15 protein-coding genes are annotated in these 26803 nt (G+C 57.8%); 9 read left to right on the top strand and 6 right to left on the bottom strand.

Annotation, left to right across the window (positions count from 1 at the left end):
• Window position 1: 1 nt before the first annotated feature.
• Window positions 2-5614: a DUF1800 family protein gene (locus IPK32_10030; GenBank protein ID MBK8092289.1), complete on the bottom strand. Its 5613-nt coding sequence runs from the start codon at window positions 5612-5614 to the stop codon at window positions 2-4.
• Window positions 5526-7724 (bottom strand): DUF1800 family protein, encoded by a 2199-nt coding sequence (locus tag IPK32_10025; GenBank protein ID MBK8092288.1) that lies wholly within the window; start codon window positions 7722-7724, stop codon window positions 5526-5528. Before IPK32_10025 ends, IPK32_10030 begins: the two co-directional genes overlap by 89 nt.
• A gap of 225 nt (window positions 7725-7949) precedes the next feature.
• On the opposite strand from IPK32_10025, the gene IPK32_10020 reads away from it, so the two are divergent.
• Window positions 7950-9653 (top strand): sulfatase, encoded by a 1704-nt coding sequence (locus tag IPK32_10020; protein MBK8092287.1) that lies wholly within the window; start codon window positions 7950-7952, stop codon window positions 9651-9653.
• A 54-nt stretch (window positions 9654-9707) separates the two neighbouring features.
• Here IPK32_10020 and IPK32_10015 read toward each other — a convergent pair whose 3' ends face one another.
• Window positions 9708-10982: a putative Na+/H+ antiporter gene (locus IPK32_10015; GenBank protein MBK8092286.1), complete on the bottom strand. Its 1275-nt coding sequence runs from the start codon at window positions 10980-10982 to the stop codon at window positions 9708-9710.
• 22 nt (window positions 10983-11004) lie between these two features.
• Window positions 11005-12876, bottom strand: a complete 1872-nt coding sequence (locus IPK32_10010; GenBank protein ID MBK8092285.1) for a DUF4340 domain-containing protein — start codon at window positions 12874-12876, stop codon at window positions 11005-11007.
• A 346-nt stretch (window positions 12877-13222) separates the two neighbouring features.
• On the opposite strand from IPK32_10010, the gene IPK32_10005 reads away from it, so the two are divergent.
• Both IPK32_10005 and IPK32_10000 read left to right on the top strand, forming a co-directional pair.
• Window positions 13223-13780, top strand: a complete 558-nt coding sequence (locus IPK32_10005) for a heme NO-binding domain-containing protein (protein MBK8092284.1) — start codon at window positions 13223-13225, stop codon at window positions 13778-13780.
• Complete coding sequence (locus IPK32_10000) at window positions 13777-17217, top strand: PAS domain S-box protein (protein MBK8092283.1); 3441 nt, start codon at window positions 13777-13779, stop codon at window positions 17215-17217. The genes IPK32_10005 and IPK32_10000 overlap by 4 nt, the downstream gene beginning before the upstream one ends.
• Before the next feature lie 62 nt (window positions 17218-17279).
• On the opposite strand, the gene IPK32_09995 is transcribed toward IPK32_10000, so the two are convergent.
• Both IPK32_09995 and IPK32_09990 read right to left on the bottom strand, forming a co-directional pair.
• Window positions 17280-19505 (bottom strand): response regulator, encoded by a 2226-nt coding sequence (locus tag IPK32_09995; protein ID MBK8092282.1) that lies wholly within the window; start codon window positions 19503-19505, stop codon window positions 17280-17282.
• Between the two features lie 14 nt (window positions 19506-19519).
• Window positions 19520-20680 (bottom strand): FIST C-terminal domain-containing protein, encoded by a 1161-nt coding sequence (locus tag IPK32_09990; GenBank protein ID MBK8092281.1) that lies wholly within the window; start codon window positions 20678-20680, stop codon window positions 19520-19522.
• Between the two features lie 223 nt (window positions 20681-20903).
• Here IPK32_09990 and IPK32_09985 point away from each other — a divergent pair, with 223 nt between their 5' ends.
• Genes IPK32_09985 through IPK32_09960 form a run of 6 tightly spaced genes read left to right on the top strand, consistent with a single transcriptional unit; the run spans window position 20904 to window position 26799 of the window.
• Window positions 20904-22187, top strand: coding sequence for a glycosyltransferase family 4 protein (locus IPK32_09985; protein ID MBK8092280.1), 1284 nt, complete (start codon window positions 20904-20906; stop codon window positions 22185-22187).
• Window positions 22188-22240: 53 nt separating this feature from the next.
• Entirely contained in the window at window positions 22241-22990 is a 750-nt protein-coding gene (locus IPK32_09980; protein ID MBK8092279.1) for a sugar transferase, read from the top strand.
• Window positions 22991-22995: 5 nt separating this feature from the next.
• Window positions 22996-24294, top strand: coding sequence for a sugar transferase (locus IPK32_09975; protein MBK8092278.1), 1299 nt, complete (start codon window positions 22996-22998; stop codon window positions 24292-24294).
• A gap of 3 nt (window positions 24295-24297) precedes the next feature.
• A complete protein-coding gene (locus IPK32_09970; GenBank protein MBK8092277.1) occupies window positions 24298-24582 on the top strand; it encodes an STAS domain-containing protein in 285 nt (94 codons plus the stop codon).
• Between the two features lie 8 nt (window positions 24583-24590).
• On the top strand, window positions 24591-26426 hold the full coding sequence (locus IPK32_09965) for a SpoIIE family protein phosphatase (protein MBK8092276.1): 1836 nt from the start codon (window positions 24591-24593) through the stop codon (window positions 26424-26426).
• Window positions 26413-26799, top strand: coding sequence for a response regulator (locus tag IPK32_09960; protein ID MBK8092275.1), 387 nt, complete (start codon window positions 26413-26415; stop codon window positions 26797-26799). The genes IPK32_09965 and IPK32_09960 overlap by 14 nt, the downstream gene beginning before the upstream one ends.
• Window positions 26800-26803 lie beyond the last annotated feature (4 nt).

Genomic DNA, 26803 nt, shown 5'->3' with positions numbered 1-26803 from the left:
ATCAATGTGAGATCAGCCCCGGTGCCCCCACGGTCATGAGGTAGCCACACCAGCGGACACGGTCGCGGATGTCGGTGTTGAAGGTGTCTGTGGGTGGGGCTTTGATGTTGTAGGTGCCAGGGGCTGCGTAGCGCTTGGTGGCGGGCAGATCTGTGCCACCACTGTGAGCGTAAATGGCCTCAATGACGGCCTGTCGGGCATTGACGGACGGTAGCGGGCTGGGAGCGGCGGCGTGAGGCTCGATGAGGGTGGCGAATTTGGCCTTTAAGCTGCCGCCATTGAACCAGAGGTCCATTTGATCGACGACAGCTTTACTCGCAGCCCAGTGTGACTTTTGGAGCTTGATCGCATCTGCCGCGCTAGGTGCGGTGGCGAGCGTGGTGGGGACGGGGGAAGGTGCGTAGAGCGAGGTGAGCGTCGCGTAGAAAACCTCACGGTATTTGAGGATGCTCTCGGTGTAGTCGATGACGATGTTATCACGCTGATTGCTGCTTCCGAGGTCGTTGACGAAGTAACCACTGGTTTTCCCGATCTGCGGCGGTGGGATGAAGTAGGCCGGCGGATAGAGCGTGATGGTGACGCTGGTGCCCGGAGCGGGCTGCGTGTTGAGCTTCACGAGGACGGCATCACTAGCGCCGCCCTCGGTGATCACGGTGTCGGTGCCGCCGACAGGTGTGACATCAATGCTGGGAGTGTCATTATCCCATACTGGGACGGTCAGAGTGGGCGCGGAGAGATTCTGATAGAAGGGATCTGCGCTGCTAAGTGAGTGCGTAATGAGGCCGCTGTGGGTGATGGCCTCGACGTCGGTGTCATTGACCGCGGTGATGGTGATCGTCTGGGGTGTGGCCCAGTTTTCCGTGGTGAAGGTCAATACGCTGCTGGAAAGACTGAGCTGTGAATTCGCCGTCGCAGTGAGGGTGACGTCTGAGCTGGGCTGGTGGCTCAAACGGAGCGCATAGGTGTCTGTGACGCCATTTTCATTGGTGAGCGTGCTGCCGTCACTTTGGATGATTTGCAGGCGTGGGCCGTCATTGTCATAGATGCTGCTCATGAGCGGCGTGATGGTTTTTCCATCGAAGAATGGGTCTGCGCTGGCTGCGGTGGCCGTGATTTGGCCCCAATGCAGGATGGCGGGCTCGATGACACTGTCGTCGATGGCGCGGACGGTGATCGTCTGGGCCACATTGTAGGTGCCTGCACCGCTGGCCCCTGGGACGAAGGTGAGTGTGGATGGCGTGACGGCTACCTGGCTATCACCAACGAAGCTGAGGACGACATTGGCCGTAGGCTGCTGACTGAGGACGACGGTAAAGGTGTCTGTAGTAGAGCTTTCTGTGACAGAAGTGAAGCCGCTGCTCTCTGTCAGACGCACCACATTGGCCACGGAGCTGTTATCGTTGTCTGCGATGATGTGGGTGACGGCCAGCGGAGCGAGTGAGGCGTATTCGGAGCTGCTTGAGGCATTCACGGTGAGTGAAATGGGGCTGAGGTGACGCAGCTCGGCAGCCGTATCATCGACTGGCAAAGTCCAGACTGTCTGTGGGACGCTCCAGTTCGCGGCGGTGAAGTTCAGCGTGGTGGTTGTGCCGGAGCCGACACTGGATGTCTTGCTGAGGCGTGACTGAGTGCCGCCATTGATGTCGATATCGACATTGCCGGACAAAGGAGCCTTGGTCAGCACCACGGTGAAGCTATCGGTGGTAGAGCTACCCTCCGTGGTGGAGGTAGTGCCACTGCTTTCCACGATGCTGATGCCCGCAGCGTCATTGTCGGTGACTTGGACGAGTACTGGCGGGACAAAGGCACCATTGAAGTAACTATCGGTGCTGGCGACATTGAATCCGATGACACCTGTGTGCACCGTCGATTCAGGAGTGGTCCCATCATCATCGACGGCCGTGACGGTGACGGTCTGCGCAGCAGTGGCCGCGCTAGTGAAGGTGAGCACGCTAGGTGAGACTGTGACTTGCCCATTCGGCACGAGCGTGACGGTCACGGTGGTGCCGCTAGCGGGATTTCGTCCATTCATGCCCACAGTGAAGGTGTCACTGAGACTCGGTGTGCCGCCTGTGCCGCTGGAGCCGCCTTCTTTGACCTGAGTGAAGATATTGCTCTGAGTGACAGCGAGTGCAGGATCGTTGTCATTGACCGTAACGACGACGACTGGCGTATTCACGCGGTCATAGGTAGCATCGGTGCTGGCAATGTTATGTGTGATGGTGGCGGTCCCACTGGGTTCAGCCGTGGAATCATTGGTGGTGGTGACGGTGATGGCGACAGGCGTATTCCAGTTCGTGTCATTGAAGGTGAAAGGACCTGCGGGAGCGACCTGGATGCCGGTGGTGCTGGGACTAAGCGTGACGGTGGTCGTGCTGCCCACATCTGGCCTACGCCCCAAGGCGAGGGTGTAAGTATCGCTGGTGCCATCTTCATTGACGATGGTGCTACCTCCACTCTCTGTCACGATGAGGCGTGAATCATCATTATCGAGGACAGTGACGGGCAGCACGGGAGCTGCGACGCCATTGTTATTCCCCGTGCTTTGAGTGAAAGCATTGATGACCACTGGTGGCAGCACCGGAGCGGTGATGGAAACGCTAGGTGCCGTGGTGTAGCCCAGTCCAGGATTGGCGATGACGACGCCCTCCACCTTGCCATCGGCGCTCATTTGCGCATGACCCACTGCGGTTACTCTTGCGACGGGCGCGGCGATGGTGATGCTAGGTGCTGACGTGTAGCCGGAGCCTGGCTCGGTGATGGAAATTGACTGAATTTTGCCATCCGCAGTCAGTGCGACCAAGCCTGTGGCAGTAACGCCCGCTGTGGGGGCACTGAAAGTGACGTTTGGCACCGCCGTGTAACCCGCACCGATATTCGTGACACTGACCGAGGAGACCGCGCCACTGCCATTGAGCACGGCGGTGGCCGTAGCGGTGATTGCAGTCGCAGGAGCACTAAAAGTCACCGATGGGGTGCCGACGTAGCCATGACCTGGATGCGTGATATTCACTCCTGTCACGGCGAAGCCAGAAATCGCAGCCGTCGCGGTCGCAGGCACCGGCGGCGCATCGGAGACAAAACCGCGCTGGATGCCCTCATTCACATAATCGTCGTTCGCGGTGACGCTGACGGTCTGCTCAGAGCTCCAGAGCGTGCCACTGCTGCCGGTGGGGACAAAAACGAGTGTGGAAGGACTCACCGTGAGCTGCGGAGAGCTCAGCGTGACGCTGACAGGCGCGGTGGGATTGCTGCGCAGACGCACGGTGATGGTATCAGTGACTTCTCCGCCCTCCATCACGCGAGTTTCCCCGCCTGTGTGGCGCAGGATGACGTAATCATCATCATCGGCGATGTGAGTGGTGACCATCGGTATGGACAAGCCTGCGGAGTAGCCCCCAGCAGTGGTGATGGTGTGCACCACGCGGCCCCAGTGCGGACCTTCGCTGGTGGTGTCGTTGTTGCCACGCACGAGGACAGTCTGCGGCACATTCCAGCCGCTGGTGCTGCCAGACACCGCCTGATCGAGCGTGGGGGTGAAGGTGCGTGTGTAAGCCGTGCCAAAGGTGGTGCTGGTGCCAGTTTGATTCACCTGCACGCCGTTGCCAGTCACGGTGACGGTGACATTGGCCGTAGGAGCTGCCGTGAGTGCAATGGTGTAGCTATCGACGCCCGCCTGCCCTGCGACGGTGTTCCCCGTCTCGGCCACATCGGTAAAGCCTGCGCTCTCCGCGATCACGATGCCGATTCCGCCATCATTATCATTCACATTGACCGACACGTCGGCCGTGACGAGGTCGTGATAGTTAGCAGAGGTGGTGCTGCTGGTCGTGATGAGGATACGGTCATTGCCAGCGCCGATATTTTCCAATTCGGAATCGTTGATCGCGGCGACGGTAATGGACTGATTCGTGGCCCAATTCGCATCCGTGAAGGTCAAAGTCGCTGGCGTGATGAGAATCTCCCCATTCGCACTGGCGAAGGATACGTCCACGCTCGCTCCAGGTGGCAGCGGAGCTGAAAGGCGGATGCTGACGCTGTCAGTAACACCATCTTCATGCACCCAAGTGCTGGAGCTGGACTCCGAGACGACGAGCATCTCGTTTTTCGCCTCATTTTCGATGAAGGTGAGCGGGCTAGCGGGTGTGGCGATGCCATTGTAACCTGCCGCAGATCCACTGACGGCAAAACGCAGTCCGCTGTAGGCCATCCGGCTGATTTGCTGGTTATTCACGCCTACCATCGTGACTTTGACGCCCGTGTTCCAATTCGTAGAGTCCAGCACGAACGTGGCTGGATAACCCAGGAACGAGGTGCCTCCATTGATCGAGAGCCGCGCCGCAGGAGTGGCCCATCCGTTGCGGAAGATGAAATCGGCCCCGCTCACGCCTGGCGTGCTGCTCATCGGTCCGAGAGTCATCCAGGTGTAGTTATACAAATGATTGATCTTGGAGACCTCGGCAGCCTCCGTGGCTGTCTGCATTTCTGGCGCGAAGAGGCCTGCTTGGGCCAGTTTGCCCGGAACGGTGAAATCTGGATAAAACCAGTTAAACACCGTCGGCGCATCCAGCGGCGATTGACCGAGATTACTGCGCAAGCTGTCGATACGGAAGCGGAATGGCCCATCCGGCCATGCAGCGGGCTTTGCGGGAGGTGAGAGGTTGTAGGAGCCGAATTTCGCCAGCTCAGATGCTGGATACTGGCCCATCGGAGCATCCGTCTCCGAAAAACCGGTCTGCATATCCTTCAGCAAATTCACAGGGGCACCCGAGTAGGCGCGGAACTGGCGCAAAATGTGCGCGAAGTGAATGAGCGGCTCTTTGAGCTTCCCATGTGACACAGCAGTATCTGCGAGCTGGAGGCTGCGGGCCTCATAATCGAGCAAAATGGCCTTCACGACGGCTCCGAGAGTGCCATTTGTGTCGCGGTAGGCTTTTTGCACTCGATAGATGTATCCAGCGGAGGGATTCGAGGTCACGAGGCGCTGAATCAGCCAGCGTGAGATATTGATCGGTGTATTGGTGTGTCCAGGGTTGGCAGGATTCGGGTCCGTATTGTAATCTGGGTAAGTCGATGCCGAGGCGCGGCCAGCGAGTGCATCATGCGCTTTGATCACCTCTGCTAGGGCCAGTGCGTGTGTCTCCGCATCTGTGGCAGGCGTGAAGGGGGCGATGTTATTTACCGTCTGCCCAGTGAAGTATGTTTGCTGGTGCTTGCCATTGAAAAGCGTCTTCGCATTGAAGTCATGATACACCGTGGTGCTCTGGCGACCGATCACTGCCATCGGTGTCGTCCAGGGAGTCTGCCAATAGATATGCCCATCCTGGCGGCCGAACCACACATTGTTCGTCGTACCATTGGCATAGGAGGTGGGTGAGATGCGCTGATCCGTCGTGGTCACACCACCCGTGCCGCTGTATATGCCTGCACGCACCAGGCCATTGCGTGCGCCGTGGGAGAAGCCGGTGAAGATGCGAGCCAGCTCTGTGATGTCATTGTTATCATAGGTGGAGATCGGTAACCCCTCAGAGCCTGAGGATGAGGCTGCCGTCTGGATGGCGCAGCACCAGACCGATGGAGAAGAGCTGCATGATCTCGCGGGCGTAGTTCTCATCTGGGCTGATGGTGATGCCACCGGACACATAAGTGGCACGATTCGCCATGCTCGTGAGGTAGATGCCCATCATCGGACTGAGCGTCACATTTTGCAGCAGATCGCGGTATTTGCCGAAAGCTCCCCCGGCGAGCATGTCCCACCAATTTGCCGCACCGTAGTGCCAAGTCATCACTCCAGCATCACGCTCCGAGATGACGCAAATCTCACTCAGGGCCTGGGCTACACGCTGGCGCAGATGGTCCTGGCTTTGCAGCACCATCGTCCACCACTCGCGGCGGCGATTGGGAGAGTTGCCATTGTTGTTTGGGTGGTTGTTGCCGGGATCGTTCGTGTTCGGGCTGCCGGTGTTCGCCACGGGCATGCCATTGACGTAGGTGACACCGATCGTGCCGCCATTTTGCTGCGGGTCGTTGCTATAGGTGATCGGTTTGTTCCCACGCAGGGCGAATTCTTCCATATCCGCCGCCATGACCAGCTTTTGATAGTTCAGCGAAGGCGTCTGCGCTGGGTCCATCTGCTTATCGAGCCAGTTCGAGAGCCCCTGGATGTAGCTACCACCTCCTGCGATGGCGGCATCCACCTCTGCACGGATTTCTGCATAAAGAGCTGTGGTGCCGCCCATCGTCGCTTGGTTCATGAAGCGCCAAATATCTCGCTCCAGGGCATCTCCGGTCGGATTTTGCCACAGGGAGCTGCCCAGCGCCGGAGCGGCTAAGTTGGCGTTACTCGGATCGAACAGCACCGATCCAGCAGCTTTATTGAAATAGCCCCAGAGCTCCTTATCGGGAAAATTCACCGTCGTGATGGCCACATAGAGCTCGCCATCCGCGAGTGCATCGAGCATGCGCTGGTCTGTCACCTGAGTCTGCGCGGCACGGATATTCCACCCTGCGCCGCTCACCTGACCGATCGGCAGCACCTGCACCTCTAAGTCGGGGCCAATGCGGATGTAGGCGGTGTTTTGATCCGAGGATAGATTGTTAAAGACGACCGAGATGGAGGCCGTGTTATTTGCCCCATCGACCAGCGCTGTCGCATAACCACTAGCGGTGGATGCTACACCTGCCTCACGGCCCAGAAAGGCCACGTAGAGCTGTCGATTGGCAGGATCGGTCGGATTGGCATCACAGATGGACACAGTCGTCCCTGCGCCACCGCTCGCACCTGCGGCACCAGGCAGTGCCACGCATACTTTGAGTGCCTCGGGCACCTCCTCCGTCGTATCCACCACAGCTTTGACCTTGGCGATTTCGTAGGGCTCCGCCACGCCAGCATCGGCTGGCAGCGTCACACTCGTCACCGTCACACCGGCCATGTTCTGGAAGAAAAATTCACCAGACTCCGCGCTCGCCTTTGTGGGCAGGGTCGCACCGGGCAGCCCATTGAGCTGAATGGTCAGTGGCATCGTGCCAACGGAGCGCTGCACACGCACGGTGGCTGCTGTACCTTCCTTTTCGAAAGCATCCGTCACTCCAGGCAGCATCACCAGCGACATCAGTGAGGCTAGCGTCTCCGCATCAGACGCCACACCACCAGAGGCGTTCGTCGGGCTAGTCACCATGCTCGGATCACTGCCCAGTCGAGCTTCCGCCCAGTCAGAGAGGCCATCTGCGTCCAGATCTTGGTCCGTGACCTCGAGCCGGTAAAACTTCTTCGAGCCCGGCGGCTTACTCACCACGATGGTTTCGTTCGGGTTATCGCTGGTGGGCACTTTATCGCTACCTGCGACGGGTTGCCAGTCACCCGGCGCGGCATTGGGCAAGTCCGCACACAGTGCCCGGTATTTTTTGCCCTTCTCCGCATCGAAAGTGAAGACCACATTGCCCGCTGAGACCACGGTGTTGCCCACTTTGAGGCAATCCCCTGCCCTACGTGGATCTGTGCCCATGATGGACTCCAGCACATTCGAGCAGCCATCATTATCTTCATCGCCTGCGGTGGTGATCCCCCAACCATTATACACCATCTGCCACACATCGCAGAGTCCGTCTGGGGTGCCCTGGTTCGGACCAGTGCTAAATTGATCCGTTGCCGCTGGCGCTAGGGAAGCACCATATAGAAGCGAAAAAACGGCAAACGGGAAGATGCGTGCGTAGGGCGTTCGCATAACAGGATCGGGAGGTTGAAGTAGAAATTGCCGAAGCGGCGCTTAATGCCTGATTTTCAGCAATTTTCTGAGGATACCGAATTTTAGGGCCGCTGGTCAAGACTAGAGTTTCCCGGCTCTTCGCGACGGCTGAGAAGAAAATCAGGAAATAACCGGCCCATCCGACTGTTCTCCCTGCCCACTGCCATGCGCCGCTACTCTTTCCTTCTCACCGCACTTTTTCCTATGCTGTCCGCTTTTGCGGCTCAGCCGATGAATGTCCTCTTCATCGCTGTAGATGATCTACGGCCAGATATCGGCTGCTACGGTGTGAAGCACGCGAAGACGCCAAACATCGACCGCCTCGCGGCTCGCGGCATCGTCTTTGATCGGGCCTACTGTGCGCAGGCGGTGTGCAGCCCTTCACGCACGGCCATCCTCACGGGCCTACGACCAGATACGACGAAGGTGTGGGATCTCGAAACGCACTTCCGCGATGCCGCGCCGGATTGCGTGACTCTGCCGCAGCACTTTCGCTCAAATGGCTACCACACTGCCGCTCTCGGCAAGATCGAGCACCACGGCTTTGAAGACGGTCCGTCCTGGTCGGAGCCGCGCTGGTTCCCCAGCGGCGAGATGGTCAGCGTCGATGAAAAAGACTGGACCAAGCACACCGTAACGAGGTTTGAAGGTGTAGCGAGTGAGTTTGCCAATCCGATCTCCGATGCACCACAGCGCAAAAGCGGGAAAAACGCCAAAAAAGGCCCTGCTTACGAGGTGAGCCCCAAAAGCGATGCGCAACTGCCAGACGGAGCTGTGGCACGGGAGGCAGTGAAGCGCCTCATGGCTCTGAAAACCGCCGGAAAGCCCTTTTTCCTCGGCGTGGGCTTTGTGAAGCCTCATTTGCCCTTTGTCGCACCGAAGAAGTATTGGGACATGCACGATCCAGAGTCGATCCCCGGCCCCAACATCGAAACGTATCCTGAGGGCACGCCCGACTTCGTCGGACACACCAATGGCGAGCTGCATGCCTATCCCGGCACACCGAAGGAGAATCCCATCCCGGCTGATTTCGCCAAGACCCTACGCCACGGCTACAACGCCTGCGTGAGCTTTACCGATGCACAGATCGGTCTGGTGCTCGATGCATTGGAAAAGGAAGGTCTGGTGGAAAACACCATCGTCGTGCTTTGGGGCGACCACGGCTGGCAGCTAGGCGATCACGGCTTGTGGCACAAGCACACGAATTTCGAGCTCGCCACGCGTGCACCGCTACTCATCGCACTGCCAAAAAGCAGCATTGCGGGCAAACATTGCGCCGCTCCGGTGGAGTTCGTCGATGTCTATCCCACTTTGGCCGATGTGTGTGGCCTGAGTGTGCCACAGGGCCTCGCTGGCATGAGCTTGAAGCCCTATCTCGAAAACCCCGATGCGCCGATGCAGAAACCCGCCATCAGCGTGTATCCAAGATCATCCAAAGACCACGGCGGCAGCCTGATGGGCTACAGCATACGCACAGAGCGCTGGCGCGGCACTTTTTGGCGGAAGCGCAATGCGGCAGATATCGGCTTCATCGAGCTCTACGATGAGCAAAACGACCCCAGCGAGACGGTGAACCTCGCCACCAAGCCTGAGCACGCCGAAGTGATCGCCGCATTGAAAAAACACCTCCCACCCGTGGGTAGCGATGCCCAGCCCCCCAAGAGTGGCAAGACCGCAAAGGTCGTGAATGGCAGCAAAGGCCCATCCAAAAGCTACGACCCGAACGAACCCCGCGACAAGCGCTACGACCGCCTCTATCCAGGAAAGCCACAACTCACCGAGGCTGAATACCTCGCTGGCCAAGGTGGCGACAAGGCAGAGGCAAAAGCCCGCTTTGTGAAGCTCGACGCGGACAAAGACGGCTTCGTCACCCGCGAGGAATTCATCCGTAGTGGTAAGAAAAAGTGACGCTGCTGTGGTGCCCGTCATTGCGGCAATCCTACGGCGCAGAACCTTCCCCGCTCACCCAACCAGCCAGAAGAACACAACCGCGACCGCGGTGGGCAGTAGTGCTCCGAGGAAGAGCCCCAGTGGACTGATGCCTTCACCGCGAAAGGCCTCACTCGTCTGCAATATGCCCACGCCAGCGGGATTCGGCGCATTCGCGATCACCGTGAGTCCACCGCCCGTGACGGCACCTGCGACGAGGGCGTATTTTAAATCCGACGTGATCCCCTCCACCAAGCTGCCCAGGTAGGTGAGCGCAGCGTTATCGGTCAAGGCAGTGAGTCCTGTGGCACCGAAGTAGAGCGTGGGGCCATCTAGCCCAGCGATGAGCGGTTTCAGCCACCAGGACTGCAATGAGCCCAGCGTGACCAGTCCCGCGAGGAAGAACCCGACAAGCAGCCCCTCCTTCAGCTTCAGCCCGTCCTGATACTCACGCGTCGCTGTGACGAGACCTAAAAAGAGCATGAACACCCCAAAGAACACATCCGGGTGATGGGCAAAAAAGACGATGGCCGCGAGGAAGAGCACATGCAGCACCGTGAGCCAGACTGGGATGCGCTCACTGGCCTGCTTCTGCACCTCCAGTGCTAGGATTTCCCGGCGGAAGGCCCAGGCGATGAGTCCCGTGGAGACCACACAGCTCGCAGCAGCCTTCCAGCCGAAGGTGGTGAACATGAAGGCCATATCCCACTGCCATTTCGATGCCACCATCAGCACAGGCGGCGCAGCGAAATGCGTCAGCGTGCCCCCGATGGACACATTCACAAACAGCAGCCCCAGCGTGGCATAGGCCAGCCGGCTACTGATGCCACGGTCAAAGTAGCGGCGCTTCAAAAGGATGGCCAGTAGCGTCATCGCCGCAGGCTCGGTGATGAATGAGCCCAGCAGGGAGCCAAAGGACAGCGCCGCCACAAAAAAGGCCATACTCTCACGCAAAGGGATCAACCTCGCGATCATGGCAATCAGCACCTCTGCCAGCCGCACGACGGGCCGTGTTGCCGCGACCACCATCACGACCAGCACGAACTTTGGCTCCGTGAAATTCAGGCTCTCGATGTGATGCACGGCCTCATTCACGCTCCCCTTCAGCACAGCGATACCTGCAAACAAAGCCGCCGCCCACAGGCCAAAAACCACCTCAGTCTCGGCCAAAAAATGCAGCACATTCTCCTGAATCGAGCCTTTGGGAAAGCGGTGGGCCCACTTCGCAAATCGCTTCACCGAAAAAGTATGCACCACCGCGAGCGCAAATAGGCTGGAAGCGAGGATTTCGATGGGGGCAGCAGTCATGGAGTCATATCCTTGTGCCGCATCACTTGCCACCCGGCTTGTCCTTGAAGGGACTGCGAATGACCTTCAAAAGTGAGCTGCGGCTGATGTAGAATACATCGGGATCACCCTCGATCTGACCGAAAAGGAATGCCGTATCCACATTCGGCTGTGTGGGGGAGAAAACCAGATTCACCTCGCGGGCGGGGCCTTCGTTTTTGCCCGCCTCCTCGCTGATCAGGATCTGGATGCGCAAATAAGGCACCTTGAGGGCTTGCAAGGCATCACTGCGGCTCGCGGACCAGTCCTGCACCGTGAACTTAGAGAGATCACTGGCGAATTTGTCCACCTTCAGGCGGTCGAGCTGCTCCGTCATGTCTTTGCCCGCCTGAGAGGCCTTCCAGACAGCTGTTTCGGGATTGTGTGTGAGAATCAGCGGCGGCGCAGCTCCCAGTGAGACGGTGATGCGCCGTACGGCAAAGGTGCTGAAGCGCAGTGCTCCTAGCCCCTTCCACTTGATGCTATCCGGCGAGAGCGTCGGCAGCAAATTGGGGTCGATGCGGTAAACAAAAGGCTCATCCTCATACTTGGCATAAAATTGTGTACTAGCCTCATTACTGCCGAGCTGGAGCTTGATGGGCTTAAAGCCCTGATAGCTCCAAGAAAGTGTCTGAAAGGGCTTATCCAGCCCATAGGGCTTCAGATCCGTAGCTGCATCAGCGGCGTAATTCATAATCTCATGGGAATTGAGCGCCTCGATCATGCGGGCCACTTTTTCACCGTTGGCGGGCTCTTTTTTCCCATGCCGATCCAGATACCAAGTGCCAGACGTCTGAGTGAGCCGCACCTCTGGAAAGGCTGTACTCGTGATCGTCATACCAAGACAGGCCTCCGCATTGATTTGGGCGAGTAGGCGATCCCGCAGGATATTCGGGTCCAGCCACAGTGCGGCGATATTCTTGGCCGCCACGGTAAAGGCAGGCTTCCGGTGCTGCGCCGTCGCGGGGACACTCACGGTGGTCGGATCAGCCGGTTTTTTGAGCATCACTTCCAGCGTGTTCTTTTCATCTCCACCGAGGATCAGGCGAGCGCGGATTTCATCCGCTGGGATAGCGAGCGCAGCATCAGCTGGCGTAGGCACTGCGGCGGCTGACTTCACATTGGCCGTGGTCGCATCTTTTGCCTCGATGATCTCGATATTTAGCAGGATGGAGAGCAGCTCATTGACGCGGTCCTTGCTGGCGCGGGTGCGGATGGGCTTCAGCAGCACCCAGGGCATATTTTCATTCTCCCGGAAAAGCTGGATCTGGCCATCTGCCTTGGTCAGCGTGATACCAGTGACTCGCTCTGCCTTCGCACGTAGGAGCCGTGCATCCCGCCATGCCGTCTGTGGCACATCCAGCAGACGAGCGGCGACTCCCCGCGCCACATAAGATGTAGCCCCGCCCTCGGCACCCGGCAGGTGAATGTAGGAGCTGCCCTCGATCGCTGCCAGGGAGCCAAACCAGCACTCATAGAGCGACTGCCCCGCTTTACCGAGCACGCGGATTTTATGCCGGGGCTTATCGAGCCCCGTCTTTGCCCATTCATTGTCATCAAACTCCGCCCTCTCCACCCGCTCCACCCACTCGATCGAGTCCAGCGCCTTCAGCAGGGCAGCCACACGCTCTGGATCGGCCAGATCCTCTACCGGCTTCAAGAGCTGCCACGCACCATCTTTGAGCGAAAGGCGGATCACCCCGCCAGTAGAGTCCGTGATCTCAATCTGCGCTACTTGGTCGATCGCAAAGCGTGCAGGCCCGCGGCGCATCTCCCGCAGCTGCTGTGCAGATGGGAAATACCGCTCTATGCCTAGAATGACCGCGCCGAGTGTGGCGACGAGCAGGAAGAGGATGATCGTGGTGCGCGTGCTCATCGAGAATCAGAGGGAAATGGGGAAGAAATGAAATGGACTGCCTTTGTTCTGGTCATTTGCAGCCCGAATGCAACCAAAAGACTCCAAGTCCGAAACGAGGACAACACGCGAAATGGGTGCCGATACCCCATTTTGCCACTTCGTGTTCAGGCTCCGTCATTTTTTATGTGCGAGGGGAGTGCGGCGAGTGAGAAAATGGCGTATCGGAGCCATCGCCAGCCATGGTCGAAAAAGTCCGCATTTCTCACCATCCCCCCCTCAACCGAGGGGGGTGACTGAAAAATGGGGTGCGCCATGGTTCAAAAAAGTTCACAATCAAGCCTTCCAACTCCCTCAACCCTCGCCCATGTACGGACTCGTCAATAAAGCCATCGAAGAACTCGTCGTCACCCATTTTGGGGAGGACAAATGGGAGCTGATCAAAAAGAAGGCGGGCGTCGATGTGGATGTCTTTGTGAGCAATGAGCCCTACCCAGATGACATGACGTATGACCTCGTCAGTGCGGCGTCTGAGGTCCTGGGTTCTCCCGCAAGCGCCATCCTGATCGCCTTTGGTGAGCACTGGGTGCTAAAAACAGCCTCTGACAGCTATGGCTCCATGATGCGTGCAGGCGGTGCCTCGCTGAAGGAATTCCTCATCAATCTGCCAAACTTCCACACTCGTGTGCAGATGATCTATCCCAAGCTCCAACCACCACGCTTCGAGTGCTCGGACATCGGCGAAAACTCGATGCATTTGCATTACTTTACGCATCGCTCTGGGCTCACAGACTTTGTCGTGGGACTGGTTCAGGGCCTGGGGAAGCTCTATTCCACCCCTGCTACTGCCAAAGTGCTCGCCGCGAAGTCCGACGGGGCTGATCATGATGTGTTTGAGGTTTCTTGGACAGCCGCTGCCACATGAATCTCCAGACCGACAGCTCCAGCGTCATCAGCAGCCTGCCCACGCGGGAGTTTCTCCGTGCGTTCCCATTCTATTTCGTGTGGGATGATCAGGATGTGATCCTGGAGGTCGGTCCGTCACTGCCCAAGTTCTGCCCGCAGGCCCTTCCAGGTGCGAGATTGAACGAAGTTTTCTCTTTAAAGCGGCCAGTAGGCGAGTTCTGCCACGCACTTGCATCCGCCCACAATAATCGCCTTTTCCTACTGGAGGACCGCCTAAACCACCGCGTGCTACGTGGCCAGTTGCTCCTGCTGAACGATCCACCGCGTGGCGTCATGCTGGGCTCACCATGGCTCACAGAGCCAGATGAGGTGGAAAGCTACAATCTCACGATGAGCGATTTTGCGGTGCATGATCAAACGATGGATCTGCTCCAGGTGCTGCAAACTCAGCGCATGGCCGCAGACGACCTCCAAAAGCTCAATAAACGCCTCACCGAGCAGCGAGCTCAGCTTCGTGATCAAGAGGCAAAATCGAGCAAGCTCGCACTCGTCGCCGCACGCACGGACAATGCCGTCGTGGTCACGGATGCCATTGGCCGCATTGAGTGGGTGAATGAGGGATTTACCCGCATGACAGGCTGGCAGATGGAGGAGGTCATCGGCCGCACCCCGGGCTCCTTCCTTCAAGGTGAGGACACAGATCCACGCACCATCGCCTACATGCGCCAGTGCCTGCGTGAGCAAAAAAGCTTCCGCACGGAGGTACTGAACTACCACCGCACGGGAGGCAAATATTGGACAGCCCTCGAAGTGCAGTCCATCCGCAATGAGGCAGGTGAGGTCACCAATTTCATGGCCATCGAGAGCGATGTCACGCAGCGCAAGAGCGATGACCAGCACCGCGCTCTCCAGTTCTCCACCAGCAGCATCCTTGCAGGCGCAGAGACCATGCGCCAGGCCGCTGCGAAAGTCATCCAAATGATCTGCATCAACCTCGGCTGGACCACTGGTGGTATGTGGATGCTGGACCCAAGTCTGAAAGAGCTACGCCTCGCAGAGCTATGGCATGATCCTGAGCATGACCTCTCTCCGTTTGTAGCCATGAACCGCGCCATCTCCTTCTCCCCAGGATTAGGATTGCCGGGCATGGTCTGGAAAACGGGGCGGAGCCAGTGGTTCCGTGACTTTGCCTCCCAACCAGAGCTTTTTCCCCGTGCTACCACGGCGGCAGCCTGTGAGCTACATGGAGCCTTAGCCTTCCCTATCGTCTCACGCGGGGAAACCATCGGCGTCATCGAATTATTCAGCACCAAGCTCACAGATCCAGATGAAGCTCTGCTACAGGCCCTCGCAGGCGTGGGCAATCAGATGGGCCAGTTTATCGAACGCAAATCCGCAGAGAACCAGCTTTGGCAGACCAATATGCTGCAAAAAGCCATCCTCGAAAGCGCGAACTACACCATCATCTCGACATCTCCGGATGGCACGATCGTGACCTTCAACCGCACCGCAGAGCAAAAACTCGGCTACTCCGCTGAAGAAATGATCGGCAAGCAAACTCCCGCCATCATTCATCTACCAGAGGAAGTCATCGCTCGCGCCAGCGAGCTCAGCGCCGAACTGGGACGCGAAATAAAGCCAGGATTCGAGACCTTCATCGCCAAATCGACCATCGGAGAAATCGACGAACGTGAATGGACCTATGTGTGCAAAGATGGGCACCAGTTTCCCGTGCGGCTCTCCGTCACCACCTTGTTCGATGAACGCGGCCAGATCTCGGGCTATCTGGGCATCGGGTCAGACATCACCGAGCAAAAACGAGCCGCTGAAGAGCTCCTCCAGGCCAAAGAAGCTGCAGAAAGTGCCAGCCGAGCCAAGAGCGACTTCCTGGCCACCATGAGTCATGAAATCCGCACCCCGATGAATGGCATCATCGGCATGTCATCACTGCTGCTCGATACGGATTTGGAGCCCAAGCAGCGTGAAATGGTCGAAGCCGTACGGCACAGTGGTGATGCCCTCATGACCATCATCGAGGACATCCTCGATTTCTCGAAAATCGAGGCCCGCAAGCTCGACTTGATCGAGGAGCCCTTCCGACTCGAATCCGTCATTCGCGGAGTCGTCGATCTGCTACACCATAAGGCCGCCGCGCGTGAAATCGCCCTCCTCGTGGACATCGCACCCGATGTGCCACCTTCGCTCATCGGCGACCCTGGCCGTCTGCGCCAGATATTGATGAACCTCGTGGGCAACGGCATCAAATTCACCGATGAGGGACAAATCCGCATCGGGGTGAAACGACTTGGCTCGCCCCACACAGCTTCAGTCAATCTCGAGATCAGCGTCACCGATACAGGCATCGGCATGACCCCAGAGCAGCAAGCACAGCTATTTCAGGCCTTTACACAGGTGGACAGTTCCAGCACGCGTCGCTTTGGCGGCACGGGCCTTGGTCTCGCCATCTGCAAGCGCCTCGTCGAGCTCATGGGCGGCCAGATCGGTGTCGAAAGCCAGCGCCATGCAGGATCACGCTTCTGGATGCGGCTGCCGATGCGCATCGCGCTCACGCCAGAACTACCTCTGGCAGAAGACATCGCCCTCAATACTGAAAAAATCTCCGTAGCACCTGCTGGCGGCATCAGGCCACGCCTGCTCGTCGTCGAAGACAATGAAGTAAATGCCCGCATGGCCCTGATGATGCTCGAAAAGCACGGCTACCCTGCTGAAGTCGCCCGCGATGGGGAGGAGGCCGTGGATCGCTTCGCCAGCGGTGTCTATGACGGCGTGCTCATGGACTGCCACATGCCCCGCATGGATGGCTACGAGGCCACGCGTGCGATTCGTGAGATCGAATCCAGCTCCCTGTGGCAGCGGCCACGCTGCCGCATCATCGCCATGACCGCCAATGCCATGACAGGCGAGCGTGAGTGCTGCATCGAGGCCGGCATGGACGACTACGTCTCTAAACCGCTGCGAGCCAAGCCACTTACTGAAGCACTGAATCGCATCCAAGTGCTCACCGAATCCAAGGAGGATGCCGAATCCACGCCATGGTCCGCCGAAGACGCATCCACCGCCCAGGACTCCATCCAGCAGCTCGCCGATGAACTCAGCATCGAAGATACCATCGAGCTTATCGAAAACTGGCTCAGAGATACGCCCGAGCGCATCCTAGAGCTCGAAAAACTCGTCACCAGCGAGGATCAGGCCGCCCTTCGCCGCACCGCACACTCTTTGAAAGGCAGCAGCTCACTTTTTGGCCTCACTTACCTCCACACGCTCTGCCGGGAGCTCGAACAGCTCGCAGAAAACAACCATCGTGCCGATCAGCCAGCCCTCATCGCCCAGGTGAAGCAGACCTTTGCCGCCGCCACACCAGCCTTGCGAGCCCAGACAAAGCGCCTGGAGCAGTCCGCTCTCGAAAATCGAGATCGCACTCCCCCGACTCCCTAGGAGTGGCCGAGTCACATCTTCGCATTCCAGGCAGTGGGAAGGCGAAGCGGGCCAAAGACAGGCTACACCACCCACTTCACCATCTTTGCCACCAGCGCATCCTTGCGCAGCGGTTTCGGGAGAAAGTCATTCATGCCACATTGCAGGCACTTTTCGATATCAGATGGCTGTACATTCGCGGTCAGCGCCACGATCGGCACAGACGCATGTCCAGTATGGGATTCGGCTTCGCGAATAGCTGCGGTGGCTTCAAAACCGTCCATCACCGGCATTTGGCAATCCATCAAAACAAATCGGTAATCACCCGTCCGCGCCAAAGCGGCACCTTCTTGGCCATTGGCGGCCAAATCGACACTGAAGCCAAATTTTTGCAGCATCAGCTTCGCGACCGTTTGCCCCATGGGATTATCTTCGACCACGAGCACACGTCCTTCGAACTGAAGTGACGCCGGTGCGGCAGGCTTCTCTCTTGTGTAATCTTGCGGAGCCTCTGTCACCGGCAGACACAGCGTGATGCGGAATTCTGAGCCTTCGCCTGGACGGCTCTTCGCCGCGATACGGCCGCCCATCAGCTCGATGAGCGAGCGAGAGATCGCCAGCCCGAGTCCCGTGCCATCGTGGCGGCGCTTCGTGGAGCCATCATGTTGGCTGAATGGCTGGAACAGATGCTCGATGAATCCTTCAGAGAATCCGATGCCCGTGTCACGCACAGTCACCTCTAGGTTTACCAGTGCTTGGGGGCCTATTACGGGGCTTGTTTCCACCTCCACCGTCACACTGCCTTGATCGGTGAATTTGATCGCATTGCCGATGAGGTTGATCAGGATCTGCCGTAGCCTTCCAGGATCACCTTTGACCCATGCCGGCATTGCTGTAGGCAGACTGAGCCTTAGTTGAAGGTCTTTGGCCTCAGAGCGCACTTTCATCAGTGTGCTCACCTCTTCAAACAAGGCCGCTGGCTGGAAAGGCTGGGATTCGAGGTCGATCTTGCCAGCCTCTACCTTCGAAAGGTCCAGAATGTCTCCGATGACATCCAGCAGCGCCGTGGCGGACTTTTCAGCATTGACCACCAGCTCCGTTTGCGACTCCGAAAGTGGTGTATCGTGAAGAAGCTGTAGCATCCCGAGCACACCATTCATCGGCGTGCGGATTTCATGGCTCATGCTCGCCACAAAGATGCTTTTCGCACGGCTAGCGGCCTCTGCCTGCTCACGAGCAATGCGTTGCAGGTCCTCAGCCTCACGCAGGCGCTGCTCCAGCGCTTTTTGCTGCGTCATATCAAAGTGTGTGCCCACAAAACGATACACCGTGCCCTGTGTATCACGCAGCGCACGACCGCGGGCCATGATCCATACAAAGTGGCCATCTTTATGCCTCATGCGGGCCAGATTATCAAAAACCGGCGTCTCGCCGTGCAGATGCCTCTCTACACGCTCCATGCTTCGCTCACGGTCCTCCGGGTGCATGCGAGACTCCCATTCCTCCGGTGCAGTCCCGATCTCATCATCCGCATACCCCAGCATAGACTTCCACAGGGGAGAGAATACCACCTGCCCAGTGAGTAGATCCCAGTCCCAGAAACCCGTGTTGCTGCCTTCAATGGCTAACTTCAGCCGCTCTTCCGATTGCTGGATGTGCAGCATCTGCCTTGCTATGATCGCATTATTACGGCGATTCATCGAGAGACTCGAAACCTTCTGCACAAAGACTTGAAACGACTGGATGCGCTCCAACATCAGCGGCGTGTGAAAATCTGCCTTCTCTCGGCTGATACCCGTGATCACCACAGCGATGCGTTTACCAGTTTGATCCTGACAGAAACCAATCACCAGATGGGCAAAGTCAAAACTAGATGGCAAACGCTCCAGCAGCTCCTTCGGCACCACTTTTGTCTGCGACGTCATATGCTGTAACCGATCCTCGATCCACACCGTCAGGTCTGTGAGTTCTGGTGGTGACGCTTTCAGTCCCTGAACTGCCATCGGGTCCACCATCATCTGCCCACTCTCATCAATAGGCCAAAAAAGACTGAATTCCTGCTCAAACACATCCAACACCGCCTCTGCCACCATGTCGGCAAAGTCCTGATCACTGCGCACATGGATGGCTTTTGAAGCAAAAGCATGAATCCGGGCGAAGCGGCCCAATTCCTCATCGAGCTGATACTGCGCATCCACCAACCGCTGCTCCACCGTGGAAAACCGCGTCACACGGAGTTGTAGCGCCTCGTAGCGCTCCAGCAGCTCTTCGTACGGCAGTCTTTCTCCAGTGTGGGGTGCAGTGAGCATGACGGCTATTCTTCTCAGCGGCGGTAGATCGCGTAGATCGCCGTGGTGTAGTTGTGGTAGGTATTTGCTCCACCGAGGCGGGCAAACTCGCCAAAACCATACATTCCCAGCCACGGTGGCACGATGCCATCCGTGCTCAGCGGGAACTGCATGCGACTCACCAGCTCTTCCTTCATCACACGATTAAAAAGATAGCGTCCACGGGCCAAACAATCGGCATGAAAGACCGCCACAGGCTTCTGGCCACCGGCACGCTCGTTCATCTGCGTCATCATGCGGTCCATGTCGGCAAAGATTCGCTCCTCATCACGCACAGTGAGCCACAGCTTGGTACCTTCGCGGATTTCCGTCGCGTAATGCATCGCGCCATCCGCATCGCGCTTCGTCACCACGCGTAGGATGTGCGGATTGCCATACTCAGCGGCTTGATCAGCAGGTAATTGCTCTGCTAGCGCCCCGACGGGGATCGAGTCGCCACAGCTAGCCGTCGCGGCATCCAGATCGAGGCGTGCGGTGTATTCCTGCCAGGCTGGCTTGCCATTCAGCTCGATGATTCGCGTCCCATCCGCCTTCGTTACCGTCATCGGCTCGCCCACTGCCATAAAACCATGCGTGGCCTGTGTCTCAACGCTCAAAGTCGGGTCCGCAAAGCCCACCGCCCATGCCGCGTGCTCATACACCGTGCCATCCACCATCTGATAACTCACCACACCACGCATGTTGTCTGAGGATGTGGCTCCAAAGATCGTCACCTCTGGCCCGAAGACCGATTCGATGCCCGCGATGGCTTGGTCATTCGCGATGTCGATCCCTGAGGCGAGGAAATGAATCATATTGATGCCTGGCTGCTGCGACTTGAGCTGCTGCGCCAGCTCCGCTGCCTTTTGAAAGGCGTTCCGCCCATGGATGTCATCTACATGCGCCACGGCGAACTCTTTTCCGCGCACCGCCATCAGCGCCACGTCCTTCATCGACTCGCTCACACCTTCTTTGCCTACAATCCCGCAGCAAGAAGCACCCACGACGCGTGCTCCAGGCGCTAGCTCGCGCACTTGGTCGATCAATGCCTGGTAATCATGGCCGATCGAGGCACTAAGCATGACGAGATCACAGGACTTCTCCGCGCCGAGTGCGGATTCGAGACACTCGGAGATCGCGTTCCGAGAATTGACCATACGTGTGCTGGCAGAGAAGAAGGAGAGCATAGGGAGTGGGTTCGTCCTTCAAGATGCTTCATCGCCACCCCCAAGTCCTCCCCCCCATTTGTGGGGGGGATGGGGGGAGAGCCCATCTTTCCCAGCCCCACAGAGTTTCGTCTCCTTGTGATCGCGCCGATCTAGCTCTCCACCCACCTGTGGGGATTTCACCTCTTGAGAAGTGCATGAGCTTCACCGCCTCATGAAACTCCTCTATGTCCACGAACGCTTCGGAGCCCTCGCCGGGGCAGAAGCGAATGCCTACATCACCGCCGAGCAGCTCAGCCAGCGTGGTCACGACATCGCCCTCCTCCACGGTCCTAGCACGGGAAAGAATGAAGAAGGCTGGAAGCAGGTTTTCACACGACTCTTCGCCCTAGAAGGAGATACCGCTGCCCGCACTCGTTCCGCGCTCGCTGCTTTCAAACCGGATGCCGTCTATGTGCATAAAATGGCCGATTTGAGGGTCATTCAGGCACTTGTGGAGAGCGGGGTGCCACTCATCCGCATGGTACATGACCACGACATCTACTGCATGCGTAGTTATAAGTATGACTACTTCACGCGGAAGATCTGCACCCGCGCAGCCAGTCTCTACTGCGCCATCGGCTGTGGTGCCTGTGTGGTAAAAAACAATGGAGGCGGCTTCCCGCTCAAATATGTGAGTTACCGCGAAAAGAAGCGCGAGATCGCTCTGAATCGCCGCTTTGACCGCATGGTCGTCGTCACCGAATACATGCGGGATGAGCTGCTGAATAATGGCTTCGACGCCAAACGGATCGAGATTCATGCTCCCGTACCGCGAATGGGTGATCCCACACTCCGCAGCAACTTCAGTGATCGCAATTTGATCCTCTACGCTGGCCAGATCATCCGTGGCAAAGGTGTGGATGTGCTCCTGGAGTCCCTCGCCAAAGTGAAGAGCAAGTTTGAGTGCATCATCCTCGGTGACGGCAATCACAAGGCCTACTGTGAGGATCTCAGCCGCAAACTCGGCCTCGCGGATCGTGTTCACTTCAAAGGCTTCATCCCCCAGGAGGAACTGAAGGCTTACTACCGTGAGTGCAGCGTCGTGGCACTCAGCAGCGTCTGGCCGGAGCCCATCGCCACTATTGGACTTGAGGTCATGCGCTACGCATTGCCCGTCGTCGCCTTTGATGCGGGCGGCATCAAAGACTGGCTCATCGACGGCTACAACGGCCACCTCGTGCCCTGGATGGATCGCGACTCCTTCGCCGCCCGCATGGATGATCTCCTCCAAAACAAAGCAAAAGCCCGCCAGCTCGGTCAAAATGGCCTCCAGCTCGTTTCTGAGCGTTATGACTTCGATGCTTACATCTCCGACCTGGAAAAAATGTTTCATGAAGTGTCGTCCACGCGGCATCCCAAAGCCTGGAGTGGAGAATCTAGGCCTTCGATGAAGGCACATCATTTCGTGGGGAATCAAGGTGAACGGATCTCATCCCTACATCGCCCAGCAGCCTGATCCCCCACAGCTGCGGGTAAATACAAACTCTGAAAGCACATCACTCTCCCGTCATGACACACGCACTCGCCGAACTACAAGCCCTACGCCTCATCCAGGCGCAGAGCCGCATCGGCCGCATCCGCATGCGTCTGGCAATGAATCTGAAACGCTGGAGCTGGCTGGCTCTCGTGAACGGCACCCACGCAGCGAAGCGCCTCTTCGACATCGTGATCAGCCTCGCATGCCTAATAATGGCCTCTCCAGTGTTCATCCTCATGTCACTGCTCATTCGTCGCGATGGCGGACCCGTATTCTTCAAACAAAAACGTGTCGGTTTGCACGGCGGAGAGTTTGAGATGCTCAAGTTCCGCTCCATGTGCGTCGATGCGGAGGCGAAGCTCGCTAGCCTGCTGGCAAAAAATGAAAAGGCCCAGGGCATCACCTTCAAGATGAAGAATGACCCACGCGTCACTCGCATCGGCCGCTTCATCCGCAAGACCTCTCTCGACGAGCTTCCGCAGTTCATCAACGTGCTGCGTGGTGACATGTCCATCGTCGGCCCGCGCCCACCCTTGCCTCGCGAGGTGGCTCTCTACTCCAGCAGCGACCGCCGCCGTCTTTTTGCCCGGCCTGGCATCACCTGCCTCTGGCAAGTGGGCGAACGCCAAGGCGGCATCTGGGAAATCGGAGACCGAAATGCCATCGACTTCGATGAGCAGGTCTCGCTGGATGTCCGCTACATCGAAAGCCAGTCGCTCCTGCGCGATCTCTGGATCTTACTGAAAACCGTCCCCGCCATCGTGCTAGGCAAAGGCATGTGATCATTATGAAAGCCGTACTCATCTGCCCAGATCACCGTGAAGCCGCAGGCTTTGCCCGCCGCATGAAGCCACTCGCACTGCTGCCAATCATGGGCCGCGAATTGCTCGTGCTGTGGCTGGAACACCTAGCCAGCGAAGGCGTAAAGCAGGTCACACTGCTCGCTGCCGACCGCCCCGATCAAATCCGCAACGCCATCGGCAACGGTGGTCGCTGGGGTCTCAAAATCGCCGTGATCCCAGTCGCCAGCGAGCCCTCCATCGAACAAGCTCGCCTCTTCGCTGCGGATTCACGCACCCGCGTTCTGGTGCTCGATACGCTGCCTGCACTGCCACAAATGTCCCTTTGGGAGAGCACCGAGGGCCTCTTTGATGTGATGTTGAAACAATTCAGCCATGCGGAGACTGCATCCCCCCTGACCATGCGCCGCGTCGCTGCGGATGTGTTTATCAGCACCAGAGCACGCATTTCCCCGACGGCTACGATCGAGGGACCGGCATGGATCGGCCCGCAGGTCATCATCGGTCCGGGTGCTCACATCTTGCCCGGCACGATCATCGAGAGTGCAGCCTACATCGACCGTCAGGCCACAGTGCGCGGCAGTTGGATCGGGCCGAAGACCTATGTAGGTGCCATAACCGAGGTCTCGCACTCCTTTGCATGGGGCACCGGCTTGGAAAATTGGCGCCTCGATTCGTTCATCGAAGTCACAGATGACTTCCTACTCGCCAGTTTGAAGCATCAACCCTTTGGCGGTGCCCGCAGTAGTTGGTTCACGCGGCTACTTGCGCTGCTCCTCATGCTCCTCACTTCACCCATCGCTTTACTGAGCATGGCGTGGACACGCCTTATCCGCCAAAGAGAAGCCTTCGGCCGTGTACAGGTCATTTTACCTCCACCTGGCACGCAGGATCGCTACACACGCACGGTAGGCCTCCACACCCTGAGTGGCCACTCAGGGCTCTTTGCCCGCTGGCCACAACTTTGGCGCGTGTGGCTCGGAGACATGCATCTCGTGGGAAATCGCCCGCTCACCTCTGCGGCTGCATCCATGCTGGGAGATGAGTTTGAGCAGCTCTGGCTCGCCTCACCCGCTGGTGTCTTCTCACTGGCCGATGCAGCCAACGATGGGCTCAACGACGCCGAGTCCGCTCTCGCTCACGCAGCCTACTACAGCGTCCACCGCAGTTTTGGGCTGAACCTACGCATCCTCCTCCGCTGCTTGCCACGCTTTTTGGGTCTCCGCCGCTCCCACGACACCCAGTTCAACTCATACACATCCAACAACACAACAGCCTACGCCTAAACCATGGAAACCAACACCATCATAGCCCCCGCCGAACTATGCTCGACCAATTCCCGTCAGTGGAAAGATCGGATCACCAAAGATCTAGCCTCACCACCGAACGAAGTCCTTATTGACCTCTCCAACACACGCTTCATCGACAGTTCAGGCCTCGGAGTGCTGCTCTCACTCAACAAAACTCTGCATGCGCAAGGCTGCACCCTGAAACTACCGAACCCATCCATCGCCGCGGCACAACTCATCGAGCTGACACGCCTACACCGCGTCTTTGCAATCGTTCATTCCTAATTCACTTCATGGCATACACCAGTCAGAAGACCGAGGGACTTCTCATCGACTTTCCAGCAACGCTGGAAGCCGCTCGTGATGCCATCTGCGAGGTCCTGGCCTGGCTGGAGTCACATCATCATGACAGTGAAGAATGCGACACCTGGGAGCTCATCCTCACTGAGGCTACGACAAACGCCATCACCCACAGTGCCAGCAAGCAACCACTTCAAATCGAAGCGAATTGCTCGACCATTCGCACACAGATCCGTATCACCGATCACAGCAATGGATTCACATGGCCAGAAGAGGCCAGCCTACCTCAGAATGACCAGAGCGAGCACGGACGCGGTCTTTTCATCATCCAAAGCCTCACGGATCATTGCAGCTACCTTCAAGGATGCGGAAAAAACGTGCTCGATCTCCAGCGCCAACGTAAAACCACTCCGCCACCTAAGGAGGATCTGAGCACCACGCTTGACCTCATGACCGCAGAGGTCTCCTCCTGCTACGAAACACTCGCCAACATCTTCCGAATCTGTGCGGAGGCCGCACGCGATGTGTCCGCAGAAGATTTGGCCTCAAACTGGCTCCGGCAATTGCTCGAAATCTCCGGCGCAGACTTCCTCGCGCTACGCATGTTGACAGCAGATGGCAGTCATCTCGAAAACATAGCCACCGCAGCGCATCCCTCTGTAGCAGCGTTAGAAGCAAGCGGAGAGATTAGCGATCTGGTTCTGGATAGACACACAACGGGACACTCCATTCGCTCAACACTGATTGATCGTAAAAATGCAGATTTCGTCGAATCGCGTGCTGTCTGCATGCGCCAGGATCAGTGGCTTGATGGCGATAGCGTCCTCCATCGCGACGACCCGCTTGCTCAGCCGACCACACGCATCAGCGGCATTTCGCATCCGCTTGAAATAGGTGGTGATGTGATTGGTGTGCTCACGCTCGGTGTGTTCCGCAGTCATTGGGAGCCAAAGGCACGCGAAATCAATGTCGTGCGTAGCCTCGGCGATTTTCTCGGCACCCTATTGCACAGCCTCCGTCGCCGCGATGAGGCGAATCACTCTCGTCTCATCAAGCGGGAGCTCCAGATCGCCGCCGACATCCAGCGCTCATTGCTGCCTGCAGAGCTACCACAGAGCGCCACGCTGCAATGCGCGGGTCATCTCACCACTGCTGGTGAGGTAGGGGGGGACTTTATGGATGGCATCGCTCTAGCCGATGGTGGGCGATTATTCGTGATCGCAGATGTGATGGGCAAAGGCGTTCCCGCCGCACTGTTTGCCACTGCTTTCCGCAGCCTGCTCCACGCGCATCTTGATCTAGCGGAGCTACCATGTGAGCTGATGAAACGCCTGAACGCGTCACTCTTTGCTGATCTCGATCGTGCAGAGATGTTCATCACTGCTCAGCTTGTCTGGATCAGTGCTGACAGTCTTACACTGCGAAGCTGCAATGCGGGCCATGCCCCCCTGCTACTGACCGATGGGCACCAAATCCCCGAGATCCACGCAGACGGACCACCGCTCGGAATCAACATGGATGAGCCTTACACGCATCAAGAAGTCCGCTTGAATGGAATCACCCACTTACTCCTGCACACCGATGGCCTAAGCGATTCCACAGCACCACAAGATAGCGGACTTGGCCGAGAAGGACTCCACCTGTGGCTACTAAACACCTCAGTTGGGGGGATCGACGCTTGGTCCGCTCGTGACATGTTGTGTCAGATCCATGACGACCAAGAAAACAACAGTCTCCCTCAAGACGACGCGACCTTTGTCATCCTAGCTCGTGAAAAGGCCCTGCTTTTAAAGCCACAAATAAACACTCTCACTCATGCACACCGCTAAGCCCATTCTCGTCGTCGATGACGAACCGCATATACGCCGTGTCACTGAACTGAGCATGAAGCCACTCGGTCAACGCGTCCTTGTCGCTTCGGATGGCCAGGAAGCACTCTCCATCGCCCGCCGGGAAAATCCCTGCGTCATCCTGCTGGATTACCTCATGCCTAACATGGATGGCCAAGCGGCACTCGAAGAACTGAAAAGTGATCCTGCAACGCGTGACATACCTGTCGTGATGCTCAGCACACGCGGACAGCTCGCCGTCGGCCAGCATAAGGGATTTGAGGCTGCTTCTCTCTTTATCTCGAAGCCCTTTAGCCCCTCGCAACTCCGCCTGGATATCCAGCGCCTCATCCAGCCAGCCCTCTCTGCCTAAAGAG

It is taken from the genome of Verrucomicrobiaceae bacterium (genome assembly GCA_016713035.1).
Lineage (GTDB): Bacteria > Verrucomicrobiota > Verrucomicrobiia > Verrucomicrobiales > Verrucomicrobiaceae > Prosthecobacter.
Note: the sequence above shows the minus strand (reverse complement) of the source record. Positions and strands in the feature narration are given on the sequence as shown.

What these genes read in the sequence shown, in the direction of transcription:
- IPK32_09985 (MBK8092280.1), top strand. Translation starts at nt 20,904, where the DNA reads ATGAAACTCCTCTATGTCCACGAACGCTTCGGAGCCCTCGCCGGGGCA.
- IPK32_10000 (MBK8092283.1), top strand. Translation starts at nt 13,777, where the DNA reads ATGAATCTCCAGACCGACAGCTCCAGCGTCATCAGCAGCCTGCCCACG.
- IPK32_10020 (MBK8092287.1), top strand. Translation starts at nt 7,950, where the DNA reads ATGCTGTCCGCTTTTGCGGCTCAGCCGATGAATGTCCTCTTCATCGCT.
- IPK32_09980 (MBK8092279.1), top strand. Translation starts at nt 22,241, where the DNA reads ATGACACACGCACTCGCCGAACTACAAGCCCTACGCCTCATCCAGGCG.
- IPK32_09960 (MBK8092275.1), top strand. Translation starts at nt 26,413, where the DNA reads ATGCACACCGCTAAGCCCATTCTCGTCGTCGATGACGAACCGCATATA.
- IPK32_10005 (MBK8092284.1), top strand. Translation starts at nt 13,223, where the DNA reads ATGTACGGACTCGTCAATAAAGCCATCGAAGAACTCGTCGTCACCCAT.
- IPK32_09995 (MBK8092282.1), bottom strand. Translation starts at nt 19,505, where the DNA reads ATGCTCACTGCACCCCACACTGGAGAAAGACTGCCGTACGAAGAGCTG.
- IPK32_10010 (MBK8092285.1), bottom strand. Translation starts at nt 12,876, where the DNA reads ATGAGCACGCGCACCACGATCATCCTCTTCCTGCTCGTCGCCACACTC.
- IPK32_09990 (MBK8092281.1), bottom strand. Translation starts at nt 20,680, where the DNA reads ATGGTCAATTCTCGGAACGCGATCTCCGAGTGTCTCGAATCCGCACTC.
- IPK32_09975 (MBK8092278.1), top strand. Translation starts at nt 22,996, where the DNA reads ATGAAAGCCGTACTCATCTGCCCAGATCACCGTGAAGCCGCAGGCTTT.
- IPK32_10030 (MBK8092289.1), bottom strand. Translation starts at nt 5,614, where the DNA reads ATGAGAACTACGCCCGCGAGATCATGCAGCTCTTCTCCATCGGTCTGG.
- IPK32_09970 (MBK8092277.1), top strand. Translation starts at nt 24,298, where the DNA reads ATGGAAACCAACACCATCATAGCCCCCGCCGAACTATGCTCGACCAAT.
- IPK32_10025 (MBK8092288.1), bottom strand. Translation starts at nt 7,724, where the DNA reads ATGCGAACGCCCTACGCACGCATCTTCCCGTTTGCCGTTTTTTCGCTT.
- IPK32_09965 (MBK8092276.1), top strand. Translation starts at nt 24,591, where the DNA reads ATGGCATACACCAGTCAGAAGACCGAGGGACTTCTCATCGACTTTCCA.
- IPK32_10015 (MBK8092286.1), bottom strand. Translation starts at nt 10,982, where the DNA reads ATGACTGCTGCCCCCATCGAAATCCTCGCTTCCAGCCTATTTGCGCTC.